We start from the raw sequence: 14526 nt of genomic DNA, 5'->3' as shown, positions 1-14526 counted from the left end.
TTGGTTTTTTGAGTAGGAGCAGGTCTCACATCTCAAATCTCACATCTCAAATCTCAAATCTCAAAAAAGATGAAAAAAACAATTAAAGGTGGCGAGTTCTTAATTACCGAAACCACTTACCAGGATGTATTTATTCCTGAAGAATTTGATGAAGAGCAGCAAATGATTGCGCAAACTTGTCGTGATTTTTTAACGCAAGAGATTAATCCAATTTTAGACAGGATTGATACCCAGGAGGAAGGTTTAATGCCATCATTGATGGATAAAGCTGGCGAACTAGGAATTTTAGGCGTTTCAATTCCTGAAGAATTTGGTGGTTTCGGTAAAAACTTTAACACTTCAATGTTGGTGGCGGATGTTTGTGGTGCTGGTCACTCTTTTGCAGTTGCACTTTCTGCACATACTGGAATTGGTACTTTGCCCATCCTTTATTATGGTAACGCTGAACAAAAAGCAAAATACATCCCGAAATTGGGAACTGGCGAATGGAAAGCTTCTTACTGCTTGACCGAACCAAATTCTGGCTCAGATGCCAACTCTGGTAAAACGAAAGCAAAGCTTACAGCAGATGGAAAACATTATGTTATCAACGGACAAAAAATGTGGATTACCAATGGTGGTTTCGCAGATATTTTTATCGTTTTTGCAAAAATTGATGATGATAAAAACTTAACTGCATTTATCATAGAAAAAGATTTTGGTGGTATAACGATGAACCCAGAAGAACATAAAATGGGGATCAAAGGTTCATCAACTCGTCAGGTGTTTTTTAACGATTGCCACGTACCGGTAGAAAATATGCTTTCTGATAGAGAGAATGGCTTTAAAATAGCAGTTAACATTTTAAATATTGGTCGTATTAAACTTTCTGCTGCGGCAATTGGTGGCAGTAGGGAAGTTTTAAATCAGGCGGTAAATTATTCCAACGAACGTGTTCAGTTTGACAGGCCAATTTCTAAATATGGTGCCATCAGATTTAAAATCGCCGAGATGGCAGCTAAAATTTATGCTGTAGAATCTGCAAATTATAGAGCCGGACAAAACATTGATGACGCTTATGAGGAATTGGTAGCTGGAGGGATGGATGAAGGAAAAGCAAAGTTGAAATCTACCGAGCAATTTGCGGTTGAGTGTGCTATTCTTAAAGTTTGGGGTTCTGAAGTATTGGATTATGTAACCGATGAAGGCGTTCAAATTTATGGCGGAATGGGCTTTAGTGCAGATGCGCCAATGGATAGGGCTTATCGTGATGCCCGTATCAATAGAATTTTTGAAGGTACAAATGAAATCAACAGATTGTTAACAGTTGACATGATGTTGAAACGTGCCATGAAAGGCGAATTAGATTTGATGACACCTGCAACAGCAGTTGCAGCAGAGCTGATGTCTATCCCTGATTTTGGAGAAGAAGACACCACTTTATTTGCGGCAGAGAAAAAAATCATTCAAAATTTAAAGAAAGCAACTTTAATGGTAGCTGGCGCTGCGGTACAGAAACTGATGATGAGCTTATCAAAAGAGCAAGAGATTTTAATGAACATCGCCGATATGGCAAGTTATGTTTACATCGCCGAATCAGCTATGCTGAGAACAGAAAAACTAGTTTCATTACGTGGAGAAGAAGCTTGCAAGGGACAAATTGATATGATGAAAATCTATTTTGTAGAAGCAGTTGATGGCACTAATAAAGCAGGTAAAGAAGCTTTATGGGCGTTTGCAGAAGGCGATGAGCAACGCATGATGTTAGTTGGCTTACGCAGATTTACTAAAACGGAACCATTTAATGTAAAACAAGCTCGCCAAAATGTGGCTCAACAGATTATTGAGGCCAATAAGTATATTTTTTAAGGAAGCTAAAAGACTAAAGCCGAACGACCAAAGCGAAGATTGAATATGTACATCTTTGCTTTGGTCTTTTTTTATCTACTTTTTTAGGCTATAAATTCCGGCGCTTTAGTCTTTGGTCTTTCAGCTTTGGACTTTTCTTAATTGTTAAATTTGGTTAAAAATTGCGCCATCGGTAATAAAAGCTTATTTTTGTGCAATTATGTTAAAAACCAGATTTTTATTAGGTCTTTTTTTAATTGTTGGAGCCTTTGCTTCATGTAAAAAAGACAGTTACAATGCAGAAGAACAAGCTAAAAAAGATGATGTTTTAATTGCGGATTTTATTGCTAAAAATAGTATCGTTGCAGTAAAACACAGTTCAGGTTTGTATTATCAGACTTTAACTCCAGCCGCAAATGGTGAAAATAATTTCAGTGGTTCAACAAATGTAACTGTTACTTACGAAGGAAAACTTCTTGATGGAACAAGTTTCGATAAAGGAACAAATGTTTCTTTTCCTTTAGGAAATTTAATTCAAGGCTGGCAAATTGGTATTCCGTTAGTAAAAAGAGGAGGTAGAATTAGGCTATTTGTACCCTCAACTTTAGCCTATGGGAATTCATCTCCTGGTGCTGGTATACCAGAAAATGCGGTTTTAGATTTTACAATTGATTTAATTAGTGCACAATAATATGCAAATGCTTAAAAAATATACACTTTATTGTCTTGCTTTATTGAGCATAGTCATTCTTTTCAGTGCTTGCGAAAAGGAATACGAATCAATAGAAAGTATTGATGATGCAAAAATTCAGGCTTATATTAAGCAGAATAATTTAACAATGACAAAAGATCCTACTGGATTTTATTATCAAATTTTAGAACCTGGAACGGGTGATGTAATATTAAATAAAGATTCTATATTTTTTAATCTAAATGTTCAGTCTTTAACAGGTACAACTTATTTTGCTACAGCAAAGTATATTCCTGAGGCTACATATTTAGGCTATGTTTCGCCTGCCTCATACAGGTTAGCTTTAAATGGTATTAAAAGAGGAGGTAAAGTTCGTGTAATTTTACCTTCGTATTTAGCTTATGGTAAAAATGGATCTGGACCAATACCATCAAATGAAGTCATATCTACTACCATAACAGTTTTATCAGAAGGAATACAAAGCGAAGTAGATGATAAAATTATCAGAGAGTTTATAGCAGATAAAGGAATAACTAATGCTGTAAAAACAACAAGTGGAGTTTATTATCAAGTTTTAACTGCAGGAACAGGTAATACTGTTGATCTTGCTTCAACAATAACTGCAAAATATACAGGAAGATTTGTAAATGGTAACATATTCGATGGGTCAGGTACTGAGCCAGCATCATTAGGTCAGTTAGGTAGCTTGGTAAAAGGATATAGAGCTTTAGTTGGTATGAAAAACGGAGCTAAAGTGAGATTAATTATCCCTTCACACTTAGGTTATGGTGTTAATGGTAGTGCTGACATTATACCACCAAATTCAATTTTAGATTTTGATGTTGAGCTCACAGAAGTTGCTAACTAACAATAGGAAATAAAGTAGCCATCCATATCAAACGGATGGCTTTTTTTATGCCAATGCTCTTTTAAATTCTTTTAAAATCCGATCTCTAGCAAACGTATGCTCAACAATTGGAACTGGCAAAATTGCTTTTTTGTATTCAGGTGCATATTTAAAAACATATTCCATTTTTGGGTCGAATTTTTTGAGCTGTAATTCAGGGTTAAAAACCCTAAAATAAGGTGCGGCATCATTGCCAGACCCACAAGCCCATTGCCAACCACCAACATTACTCGCCAGTTCATAATCTAAAAGTTTGGCTGCAAAATAGGCTTCTCCCCAGCGCCAATCGATCAATAAATGTTTGCATAAAAAGCTAGCTACAACCATTCTTACACGGTTATGCATAAAACCAGTTTCATTTAGCTGCCGCATTCCTGCATCAACAATAGGATAGCCAGTTTTACCTTCGCACCAAGCTTTAAATTCTTGTTCGTTGTTTCGCCATTTGATGTTGTCGTAAGCAGGCTTAAATGCTTTATCCACTATGTGCGGAAAATGCCACAAAATCATCATGTAAAAATCTCTCCATGCTAATTCTGCCAACCACTTATCAGCTTTGTGGTCAATCGCTTTTTTAGCAGCTGCTCTAATGCTTACTGTGCCAAATCTTAGGTGCAAACCAATTTTTGTAGTCGCTTCTGCTGCCGGATAATCTCTTTTTTTACTATAATTATCCAACTTCTCTTCAAAGTTCAGCGTAGGAAAATGTTGTGTTGATTTTTCAAATCCCATCTCATTTAACGAGGGGATAGCTATTTTTTTGGTTGAATAAAAATTGCTAAAGTATTTCTCTGTTGGATAGGCTTTTACAAAAAAATCATTGAGTTTGCCATGCCAAATTTTATAGTAGGGTGTAAAAACTGTATAAGGTTTACCATCTGCTTTTACCACTTCATCTTTTTCAAAAACTACTTGATCTTTAAAGCTATGGAAAATAATGTCTTCGCTCCTTAAAAATTCAGCTAATGCATCGTCACGTTCTTTAGCGTAAGGCTCGTAATCGTGATTGGTATAAACCGCTTTCACGTTATATTCTTTCAAAACTGCTGCCCATGCGTTTTCTGGCGTGTCATATTTTACCAATAATGAGCAGTTTTCTTGGGTTAATTTTTCTTGTAAATCAATTAACGTTTGATGAATGAAAGTTACTCTTGCATCAGCCTTATCTTCTAATTTATCAAGTATGTTTATATCAAAAATAAATAAAGGCAAAACAGGGTAAGGGCCTTTTAAAGCGTGATAAAGAGCAGCATTATCCGTTAATCGTAAATCTCTTCTGAGCCAAACTATACTTACCCCTAAATCCCATTTAGGGGATTTTTTTATTTCACTTTTTTTGTCTCGTATCATATATGAAATTTGGTTTTACTCCCCTTTAGGGGTTGGGGGTGTAGATAGCTGCTAATGCATCATCCAGGTTGGTGTATGCAAATTTATAACCTGAGTTTAAAATTTTTTTAGATAAGGTATTGTTGCTCATTAATGGTAAAATACTCATTTCTCCTAACAAAGCATTTAATGCAAATTTAGGAACGTTTACTGGCCAAACTGGTCTGTTTAATTGTTTAGCTATAGATTTGGTTAAAAATTTATTGGTAACTGGAAATGGCGCACAAGCATTGTATGCGCCAATCATGTTTTGGTCTTCAACAGCCTTTATAAAAATACCTAAAATATCATCCAAGTGTATCCATGGCATCCATTGTTTGCCAGAACCTAATGGTGCGCCTACAAAAAATTGTATTGGTTTTTCCATTGCAGCAAGCGCTCCACCTTCTTTGCTTAAAATTAAGCCAATTCTAATTTTCGCAACGCGGATATCCATTTTTAAGCCTTCATCAACTGCGTTTTCCCAATTTACGCAGCATTCTGATAAAAAATCAGTTCCACTTGCACTTTCTTCGGTCAATATTTCATCACCTCTATCGCCGTAAAAACCAACTGCAGAAGCAGATACGAAAGATTTTACTGATGAATTTGTCTCTTTAATGGTTTGGTATAACAATTGCGTAGAAAGAACCCTGCTGTCTATAATTTGCTGTTTTCTCTCAGCGGTCCATCTTTTATCGGCAATGCCCTCTCCAGCTAAATGAATAATAGTATCAACTCCAATTAAACATCCTTTATCTATCTTTTGTGCATATACATCCCAGATAAAAGTCTTAACACCTTTAATCTGGTTGTCATTCCTGCTAAGGATATTAATTTCGTGCCCTAATCGCTGTAATGCTGGTATTAGTTTGCTACCCACCAAACCAGTTGCTCCTGTTATTAAAATTTTTTGCGGCATTATAATTTAACCAATAAAATGTTAGATAGTTTTGATGTAGGCAAGATAACAATTTACTCAATCATTAAACTATGCGTAAAAGTTGTGTTCATTTAGAATGCCTTAAATTAGCATAACATCAATTAAATTTTACATCAAATTGATGTTAGGCCTCCGGTTTCCAGAAAAAATATTATATTGAAATGTGTTATCCGTATGTAAAATATTGAGGGGCAAAGTGTGGCTCTGAATAAAATTACGGATATTGCGTATTCATATAAATGTTTTCCTTCATGAGCAAAAAAATTCTGGTTTGGTTTAGAAATGATTTACGTCTGCATGATAATGAAATGCTGGTGGAAGCTCTTGCCAAATCTGACGAAATTTTGCCTGTTTTCTGTTTTGATCCACGTCAGTTTGAGCCAACATCTTACCAAACAATTAAAACGGGATCTATAAGAACTAAGTTTTTAATAGAAAGTGTGAAAGGATTGAGGGAAGCACTACAAGCCTTGGGAGGTGATATTTTAATAGTACAAGGAAAGCCAGAAGAGGTTTTGCCAGAGTTGGTAAATCAATATGAAATTGCTGAGGTTTATCACCATAGAGAAGTTGCTAGCGAAGAAACAGAAGTTTCTACACTAGTTGAAGATTTGCTTTGGAAACAGAAAGTAAATTTAAGACACTTTATCGGTCATACGCTTTACAACAAAGAAGATTTGCCATTTCCTATCAAAGATATTCCGGATGTTTTTGCTCAATTTAAAAAGAAAACAGAGCGTGATGCAATTGTAAAACCCTGTTTTGTAACTCCACAGCAAATTTCTTTTGTAAATGTTGAAGCTTGGGGAGATTTGCCGACACTTGATCAATTAGCCATCAATGAAAATATTGAAGCTATCACCACGCAGGATGAAATTATTGGAGGTGAAAATGAAGCATTAACACATCTTCATGAGTTTTTACATACGGGTGAAGGGATGGCATTATCGAATACTTCACTTAAAAAGAATACCATTATATCTAAACTTTCTGCTTGGCTTGCGTTAGGTTGTTTATCACCTCGTGAGGTATATTGGAAAATGAAAGATGCAGAAGCTAATTATGGTTTAAAGCCATATTTTAATCAAATTATTTTAGGTTTATTATGGAGGGATTACTTCCGTTTCATGTTTAAAAAGTATGGAAATACATTTTTTAAACCAAAAGGATTTAGTTTGCAGCCCAATAAAAAGTATGACCTAGATACGCCTTTACTAAATGCTTGGAAGAGCGGGAATACAGCGCAACCTTTAGTAAATTCACTGATGATTGAGTTAAATACTACAGGTTATCTAAGCAATGCTGCTCGTCAGTTAGTTGCCACTTATTTAGTTTATGAACTAAATATAAAATGGGTATATGGAGCTGCCTATTTCGAAGAAAAGTTAATTGACTATGCACCTGCAAGTAATTGGGGTAACTGGGCCAATTTAGCAGGAGTGGGTAATGATTTGCGTTTAACTACCAGTTTTGATTTTCAGAAATTGGTTAAAATTGTTGATCCTAAGGGGATTTACACACAAGAATTGAGAGCTTAAATTATCATATTTATTAGTGAAATTTGATTTCAGTTTATCATTTCGCAATCATTAAAATTTTAATATCCAACAATCTCCCCCAAAAAGCGTTTTTTATTTGATTTTATCTTCAAGATTATTGCCATTTCTTAAGGTAAAATCCTAATTTTGCAATACTTATCGTAAAAAAACAAAATGGATAACTTATCTTATCTCAATGGCGCAAATGCCGAATACATAGAATCTTTATATCAAAGCTATTTGGCAGATCCAAATTCGGTAGAATTTGGCTGGCAGAAATTTTTTGAAGGCTTTGATTTTGGAAGAAGTGCAGATGCAACAAATGCTGGTGCTGAAGCCCCAGAGCAATTTATTAAAGAAATTAGTGTTTTAAATCTAATTACAGGCTATCGTCAACGTGGTCATTTGTTTACTAAAACAAATCCGGTTAGAGAGAGACGCAAGCACATGCCTACACTAGATATTGAAAATTTTGGTTTATCTAAAGCTGATTTAGATACCGTTTTTAATTCTGCAATTGAAACAGGAATTGGTGCGCCAGCAAAATTAAAGGATATCATTGCCTTTTTAGAGCAAACTTATTGCGTTTCTATTGGAGCTGAGTATTTATATGTTCGTACGCCAGAAGTTTTAAAATGGATACAACAGAAAATGGAAAGCGAACGCAATACGCCCAAATTTTCATTAGACGAGAAAAAACGTATCCTCACTAAATTAAATCAAGCGGTTAGCTTTGAGAATTTTTTGGGTACTAAATTTTTAGGTCAAAAACGTTTTTCTTTAGAGGGAGCAGAAGCCTTAATTCCGGCATTAGATTCGGTAATTGAAAAAGGTTCGGAGTTAGGTATTGAAGAGTTTGTAATCGGAATGGCACATCGTGGTCGTTTAAACGTATTGGCAAACATTATGCAAAAAACCTATAAAGATATTTTTGCAGAATTTGAAGGTAAGGGTTACAGTGCAGAATCTCCATTTGGAGGAGATGTTAAATACCACCTGGGTTATTCAACAGACATCACTACCAATAAAGGTAAAAATGTTCACTTGAGCTTATGCCCAAATCCATCGCACTTAGAAACCGTGAATGGTGTAGTAGAAGGAATGTCTCGCTCAAAAATTGATTTTAAATATGGCGGCGACAACAATCGTTTAGCCCCAATTTTAATTCATGGTGATGCTTCTGTTGCCGGACAAGGTATTGTTTACGAAGTAATACAAATGGCTGGTTTAGAGGGTTATAAAACAGGTGGAACTATTCACTTGGTAATTAACAATCAAATTGGTTTTACTACAAATTATAAAGATGCTCGTTCTAGTACGTATTGTACTGATATTGCTAAAGTAACTTTGTCTCCTGTTTTTCACGTAAATGGCGATGATGTAGAAGCTTTAGTTTTTGCGATTAATTTGGCAATGGAATATCGTCAGAAATACAAAAACGATGTATTTATTGATATTTTATGTTACCGCAGGTTTGGTCATAATGAAGCGGATGAGCCTAAATTTACGCAGCCATTATTGTACAAAGCGATAGAAAAACACGCTAATCCGAGAGATATTTATATCGAAAAATTAACTAAAACGGGTGAGTTAGAAGCTGGTTTAGCTAAAGAAATGGAGAAGGAGTTTAAAGGCTTGTTACAAGATCGTTTAAACGAAGCTAAAGAATTAACATCTACTTACAGCGAAGTAAAATTTGGTGGTGCATGGGCAGATATGAGATTAGCCACTGCTAAAGATTTCGAGACCTCGCCAAATACATCGGTTAAAAAAGAAACTTTATTAGAAGTAGCAAAACGTATTTCTACTTTACCAAAGGATAAAAAGTTCTTCAAAAAAATTGAAAAATTATTTGATGAGCGGAACAAAATGGCAACATCTACCCATGTTTTTGATTGGGCAATGGGCGAGCAATTAGCTTACGGCACTTTATTGGCCGAAGGTAAAAGAGTTCGTTTAAGCGGTCAGGATGTGAAAAGAGGAACTTTCTCTCATCGCCATGCGGTACTAACTTTAGAAGATAGTGAGGAAGAATATACTCCATTAGCAAACATATCTGAACAACAAGCACAGTTTGATATTTACAACTCACATCTTTCAGAATATGGAGTTTTAGGCTTCGAATATGGTTATGCAATGGCCAACCCTAATGCATTAACTATTTGGGAGGCCCAGTTTGGAGATTTCTTTAATGGAGCCCAAATTGTTGTCGATCAATATATTGCAAGTTCAGAAACCAAATGGCAAAGAGCAAATGGTTTGGTAATGTTGTTACCACACGGTTACGAGGGTCAAGGTCCAGAGCATTCATCAGCACGTATTGAGCGTTTTATGGAACTTTGTGCAGATTACAATATGCAAGTAACAAATTGCACTACTCCGGCAAACTTTTTCCATGCTTTACGCCGCCAGTTCAAACGCGATTTCCGTAAACCTTTGGTAGTTTTTAGTCCGAAAAGTTTATTGCGTCATCCGCTGTGCGTAAGTCCGTTAAAAGATTTTACCGATGGTAAATTCCAAGAAGTAATTGACGATGTAAATGTTAAACCAGCTGATGTTAAACGTGTAGTTTTTTGTAGTGGTAAAATCTACTACGAAATGTTAGAAACACAAAAGAACAATGCCAAAGGCGATGTAGCTTTAGTGCGTGTTGAGCAATTATATCCAACTCCTGTTGAGCAAATGGAGGCAGTATACAATAAATACAAAAATGCAAAAGATGCGGTTTGGGTACAAGAAGAGCCAGAAAATATGGGCGCTTGGCCATATTTATTGCGCAGATTGAGAAAAACTTCGTTTAGCCAAATGGATGTAATTTCGAGAAAAGAAAGTAGCAGTACAGCAACTGGATTTGCAAAACAACATGCTAACCAGCAAGCTTATATTATTGCTAATGCTTTTGAAATAAAAGTTCAATCAGAAGTAAAAGAAAAAGTTTTAAAAACAGCTAAAAGAATGGCTAAAGTTGATTAATACTTTAACTATCATTTTTACATTTAAACATAAGGATATTATAAATTATGAGTTTAGAAATTAAAGTACCGCCAGTTGGCGAATCGATTACAGAAGTAGTTTTATCTCGTTGGGTTAAAAACGATGGAGATTTTGTTGAAATGGACGAAATTATTGCTGAGTTAGAATCAGACAAAGCTACGTTTGAATTGACAGCAGAAAAGGCAGGTGCTTTAAAAACGGTAGCTAGCGAAGGTGATACTTTGGCTATTGGTGCAGTTGTTTGTTCTATTGAAGAAGGTGGGAGCGGAGCTTCGAAAGAAGAAGCTCCTAAAAGCGAAGAAAAAGCTGTCACTCCTGCTGCTGATAAAGCTAGTGCTCCAGTTGCAGAAAAATCTGGTGATAGCTATGCTTCGGGAACTCCATCGCCATCTGCAGCTAAAATTTTGGCCGAAAAAGGTGTTGATGCAGGTGCTGTAAAAGGTACTGGTGTTGATGGTAGAATTACTAAAGATGATGCGAATAATGCTCAAGCTGCAAAACCTGCTGCTAAAGCTGAAGCTCCAAAATCTGCTGCAGCTCCTGCGGTTGCTGGTGCCAGAAATGAGCGTAGAGAAAAAATGTCGCCATTGCGTAAAACAGTAGCAAAACGTTTAGTTGCGGTTAAAAACGAAACTGCAATGTTAACCACATTTAATGAGGTTAACATGAAACCAATAATGGATTTGAGAGCTAAATATAAAGACCAGTTTAAAGAAAAATTTGGTGTTGGTTTAGGTTTCATGAGTTTCTTTACCAAAGCAGTTTGCGAAGCAGCAAAAGATTTCCCTGCGGTTAATGCACGTATTGAGGGTGAAGAAGTTGTTTTTAACGACTTTGTAGATGTTTCTATTGCAGTATCTGCACCGAAAGGATTAGTTGTGCCAATTATAAGAAATGCAGAGAGCATGACTTTAGCGCAGATTGAAAAAACGGTAATTGAATTGGCTACAAAAGCTAGAGATAGCAAATTAACGATTGATGAAATGACAGGCGGAACATTTACCATTACAAACGGTGGTGTATTTGGTTCGATGATGTCAACTCCAATTATCAATGCGCCACAATCTGCAATTTTAGGGATGCACAATATTATTGAGCGTCCAATTGCTGAGAATAAAGAAGTAGTAATTCGTCCGATGATGTATGTTGCTTTATCTTACGATCACAGGATTATTGACGGACGTGAGTCTGTTGGTTTCTTGGTACGCGTTAAACAATTATTAGAAGATCCAGCTAGATTGTTGTTGGGAGTATAGTCGATAGCCTTCATGCTGAACTTGTTTCAGCATCTGTTATAGAGAGATAAAAAACCTTGTTCATTAAAATGAGCAAGGTTTTTTTGTGTGATTTGCTAATCCGATTCGTCATCGCGAGGTACGAAGCAATCCTACAACTGTTTTATACTATAGTACATGCGCTTTAAGATTGCTTCGTACCTCGCAATGACGAAATTAGATTGTCTACTTTCTGTTACTTATTCTTAGGTTTTAACTTATTTTAATACTTTCGCTAAACACAACAAATCAAAACTAAATGAGAAAATATTTACTACTTGCGGCATTCTTTTGCTTTATTTCTACTTCCCTTTTTGCACAAACAGTTAATCAAAATAGTGGTTGGCTCTTCTTTCTAAAAAGTACAAAATTAAGTGAGAAATGGGGTTTGCATTTGGATGTACAAGTACGTTCTGCTGATGAGTGGGGTTACGTACGTAATGTATTGGTTAGACCAGGATTAACTTATTTCATCAATAAAAATAGCAATGTAACTACGGGTTATTTATTGGCAACCACCAAAACTCAACTGAGCAATTTACCAGATGTAAATACAAACGAGCATCGCATTTGGGAACAGTATATTTATTCTCATAAACTTGGTAGTGGAGCTTTAAGTCATAGGTTTAGGTTAGAACAAAGGTTTATAGGGCAGCCAACAGGCGATGATATTTTTTCTCAGCGTATTCGCTACTTTTTTAGATTTGTACAACCTTTACAAAAGAAAGAAGAAGCATTTACAAAAGGAGCTTTTGCAGCTTTGCAAAATGAAACTTTTTTTAATCTTCAAAATAAAGACCAACTAAACGGAAGTCTATTTGACCAAAATAGAGTTTATTTAGCAGCAGGTTATCGTTTCTCTAAAAAGTTTGATGTAGAGGCTGGCTATTTAAATCAAGCCATAAATGGTAGGGCAAACAATACAGTTAATCATGTTGCTCAATTGGCTTTCTATACAAGGTTTTAGGAATTTATTTGCGTTTAAATAAAAGTGGTAGTTACCCTGAATTTATTTCAGGGTCTTTCATGTTAAAACGGTGAAGATTGCGAACATTCAATACAGTATGAAGAAGAGTGTTAGTGTTATGTAAATAATTAGTTTTTTTATTAAGAATAATAATCGAAATCATCAGGCTAATTGATGTTCTATTAGTTATTGATATGGACCAAGCTCTTTTTATTTGTTTTTCTAAAACTTGTGAAAACCATAAAAATTTATTTTATCTAACTATAATGTTATATCTTACAGTTTTCGAAGAATTTAAATAGTAAGCTTTTGCAATTTCTTTAATAGCATTAATTCTTCTGATTTCTAAATCAAGTTCTTTCTTATTGTTATTATCAATTTTATAAGAAATTTGATTTGTTAATCTTTCTACCTCCGAATAGCAAGTGGAGGTTACATCAATCATATTTAAGTACGATAAAGCATTTTCGTAATTTTTAATAGCTATTTGTGATTTAGCTTTAGAAATGTTCTCTTTACAAAGTTTTGATTGATAACCTTTGTAATAAATCAAAGCGTTTTTTTGCGCTTCTTTATAGCAATTTTTGCCTGTTTCAGGGATGGACTGCAAAATACTTATGGCTTGTTCAAAATCTTGTATAGCATAGAGATTTGATGCTTTACTCATTATTTTTGAACAGTTCTGGTTAAAATATTTATAGATATTTTCTTTCCCTTTTGAGATGAAATCCAATATGTTTTTATCTGAAGCTTTTATCAATGAAAAAGCATTTGTAATTGCAAGTTGCTCTGTTTTTCCACTCCCTTTAATTTTTTTAGAAATTATATTAAAAGATTTGTTAGTTGAAATTTGTTTAATATTTAATGTTAAATCTAACGTTGTAATTGTTAAGTTTTCTAAGCCTCCTTGTACTATGCTAACATCATCAATATTAACAATTGGTAAAATAACAAAATCATTATTGTAGCCGTAGGTTACAACTCCTGAATTGTTAATTAAGTTAGATAATTTACTTTCTAATTTTATTATTTGTGCTTCATTTAAATTTTGACTTGGCTCAGGAAGAATTAACCCAAGAGTAAAATCTAAGTTTTGTGAATAACATAGACTTGGTAAAAATACCGCTAATGTTAGAAGTAATTTTTTCATAACTAATTGATTGTTATATAAATGGTGTTTGCTTTGATCTCTCTAATAGGCTCTAAGCCTAATGATTTTAAGTAGTTAAAAATGTCTAGTGCAAATTTATTTGTTGTGTAATTATTTTGATTTTTGTCTTTTACAGGGATTTTGACATCATCAAAAATCATTTTTAGGTTTGTTGTTCCTTGAATGTGATAATTATTGTTTAATGAATTGTTTGAAAACCACTCTTCTAGAACATCTGATAATGCTAACTTATCATTTCCAAAAGAGCTCGTCATGTCATAAGATGAATTTTCTGAAAAAGAAATATCAACTAACACTGAACGACCATTTTTACTTATTTCAGCAAATTTTGAAGTCATAATTGTTATAAATTCTTCTATAGATTTATCAACTGCTTTTGAAACAAGTTTAGCAATATCATCAGTTTCAAATCTTCCAGAACTACTCACTTTATTTGATAAGGAATTTCCTGTTGAAGTTTCATAAGCAGAAATGATAACACTAGCGCTCGCAGTAGTTTGATCTTTTTTTGTTTGAACCTCAGCAACGACATAAATATCGCAACCAGCCATTTCTATTATTTTCGACTTAATGTCACTTTGATTATCAGAAGTGAATATCTGATTATCCTTTGCCGCTTTTAATTTACCCACAAAGTCAACAGTTGTAAAACCGCGACTATCGAATCCTTCTTTAATTTTAGTAATTGCAATTCGAATATTAATATTTTGGTCTAAAACTGTTCTTAAATCCTGTCCATCTTTTGTAAATGGTATTACCATTATTTTTGGTAATGCAGTTGGATCTTGAGCAAAAGTTAATATTGAAGAAAGCAAAAGAGTATAAAGAAATAATAATTTTTTCATA

Annotated in this window: 11 protein-coding genes; 7 read left to right on the top strand and 4 right to left on the bottom strand. The window is 34.6% G+C overall.

The window, feature by feature from the left end; genetic code table 11:
• The first annotated feature begins 69 nt into the window (after window positions 1–69).
• From FA045_RS11925 to FA045_RS11915, 3 genes are all read left to right on the top strand, one after another.
• Window positions 70–1848 (top strand): acyl-CoA dehydrogenase family protein, encoded by a 1779-nt coding sequence (locus tag FA045_RS11925; protein ID WP_136877307.1) that lies wholly within the window; start codon window positions 70–72, stop codon window positions 1846–1848.
• Between the two features lie 199 nt (window positions 1849–2047).
• Window positions 2048–2518: an FKBP-type peptidyl-prolyl cis-trans isomerase gene (locus FA045_RS11920; RefSeq protein WP_136877306.1), complete on the top strand. Its 471-nt coding sequence runs from the start codon at window positions 2048–2050 to the stop codon at window positions 2516–2518.
• Between the two features lie 7 nt (window positions 2519–2525).
• Window positions 2526–3386, top strand: a complete 861-nt coding sequence (locus FA045_RS11915) for an FKBP-type peptidyl-prolyl cis-trans isomerase (RefSeq protein WP_169305054.1) — start codon at window positions 2526–2528, stop codon at window positions 3384–3386.
• A gap of 45 nt (window positions 3387–3431) precedes the next feature.
• Here FA045_RS11915 and FA045_RS11910 read toward each other — a convergent pair whose 3' ends face one another.
• A complete protein-coding gene (locus FA045_RS11910) occupies window positions 3432–4775 on the bottom strand; it encodes a cryptochrome/photolyase family protein (protein ID WP_136877304.1) in 1344 nt (447 codons plus the stop codon).
• 25 nt (window positions 4776–4800) lie between these two features.
• Window positions 4801–5715, bottom strand: coding sequence for a TIGR01777 family oxidoreductase (locus FA045_RS11905; protein ID WP_136877303.1), 915 nt, complete (start codon window positions 5713–5715; stop codon window positions 4801–4803).
• 272 nt (window positions 5716–5987) lie between these two features.
• On the opposite strand from FA045_RS11905, the gene FA045_RS11900 reads away from it, so the two are divergent.
• From FA045_RS11900 to FA045_RS11885, 4 genes are all read left to right on the top strand, one after another.
• Entirely contained in the window at window positions 5988–7274 is a 1287-nt protein-coding gene (locus tag FA045_RS11900; RefSeq protein WP_136877302.1) for a DASH family cryptochrome, read from the top strand.
• 174 nt (window positions 7275–7448) lie between these two features.
• Window positions 7449–10247: a 2-oxoglutarate dehydrogenase E1 component gene (locus FA045_RS11895; protein WP_136877301.1), complete on the top strand. Its 2799-nt coding sequence runs from the start codon at window positions 7449–7451 to the stop codon at window positions 10245–10247.
• 47 nt (window positions 10248–10294) lie between these two features.
• Window positions 10295–11524 (top strand): 2-oxoglutarate dehydrogenase complex dihydrolipoyllysine-residue succinyltransferase, encoded by a 1230-nt coding sequence (odhB, locus tag FA045_RS11890; protein WP_136877300.1) that lies wholly within the window; start codon window positions 10295–10297, stop codon window positions 11522–11524.
• Window positions 11525–11801: 277 nt separating this feature from the next.
• On the top strand, window positions 11802–12509 hold the full coding sequence (locus FA045_RS11885) for a DUF2490 domain-containing protein (protein ID WP_136877299.1): 708 nt from the start codon (window positions 11802–11804) through the stop codon (window positions 12507–12509).
• A 253-nt stretch (window positions 12510–12762) separates the two neighbouring features.
• Here FA045_RS11885 and FA045_RS11880 read toward each other — a convergent pair whose 3' ends face one another.
• Window positions 12763–13659, bottom strand: a complete 897-nt coding sequence (locus FA045_RS11880; protein WP_136877298.1) for a hypothetical protein — start codon at window positions 13657–13659, stop codon at window positions 12763–12765.
• Between the two features lie 2 nt (window positions 13660–13661).
• Complete coding sequence (locus tag FA045_RS11875) at window positions 13662–14525, bottom strand: DUF6175 family protein (protein WP_136877297.1); 864 nt, start codon at window positions 14523–14525, stop codon at window positions 13662–13664.
• Between the last annotated feature and the right edge of the window lies 1 nt (window position 14526).

The organism is Pedobacter cryotolerans (genome assembly GCF_005116475.1).
Lineage (GTDB): Bacteria > Bacteroidota > Bacteroidia > Sphingobacteriales > Sphingobacteriaceae > Pedobacter > Pedobacter cryotolerans.
This window is presented reverse-complemented; position numbering and strand designations above follow the sequence as displayed.

Coding starts and splice junctions, on each gene's coding strand:
- odhB (WP_136877300.1), top strand. CDS start 10,295: ATGAGTTTAGAAATTAAAGTACCGCCAGTTGGCGAATCGATTACAGAA.
- FA045_RS11880 (WP_136877298.1), bottom strand. CDS start 13,659: ATGAAAAAATTACTTCTAACATTAGCGGTATTTTTACCAAGTCTATGT.
- FA045_RS11910 (WP_136877304.1), bottom strand. CDS start 4,775: ATGATACGAGACAAAAAAAGTGAAATAAAAAAATCCCCTAAATGGGAT.
- FA045_RS11895 (WP_136877301.1), top strand. CDS start 7,449: ATGGATAACTTATCTTATCTCAATGGCGCAAATGCCGAATACATAGAA.
- FA045_RS11925 (WP_136877307.1), top strand. CDS start 70: ATGAAAAAAACAATTAAAGGTGGCGAGTTCTTAATTACCGAAACCACT.
- FA045_RS11905 (WP_136877303.1), bottom strand. CDS start 5,715: ATGCCGCAAAAAATTTTAATAACAGGAGCAACTGGTTTGGTGGGTAGC.
- FA045_RS11900 (WP_136877302.1), top strand. CDS start 5,988: ATGAGCAAAAAAATTCTGGTTTGGTTTAGAAATGATTTACGTCTGCAT.
- FA045_RS11920 (WP_136877306.1), top strand. CDS start 2,048: ATGTTAAAAACCAGATTTTTATTAGGTCTTTTTTTAATTGTTGGAGCC.
- FA045_RS11915 (WP_169305054.1), top strand. CDS start 2,526: ATGCTTAAAAAATATACACTTTATTGTCTTGCTTTATTGAGCATAGTC.
- FA045_RS11875 (WP_136877297.1), bottom strand. CDS start 14,525: ATGAAAAAATTATTATTTCTTTATACTCTTTTGCTTTCTTCAATATTA.
- FA045_RS11885 (WP_136877299.1), top strand. CDS start 11,802: ATGAGAAAATATTTACTACTTGCGGCATTCTTTTGCTTTATTTCTACT.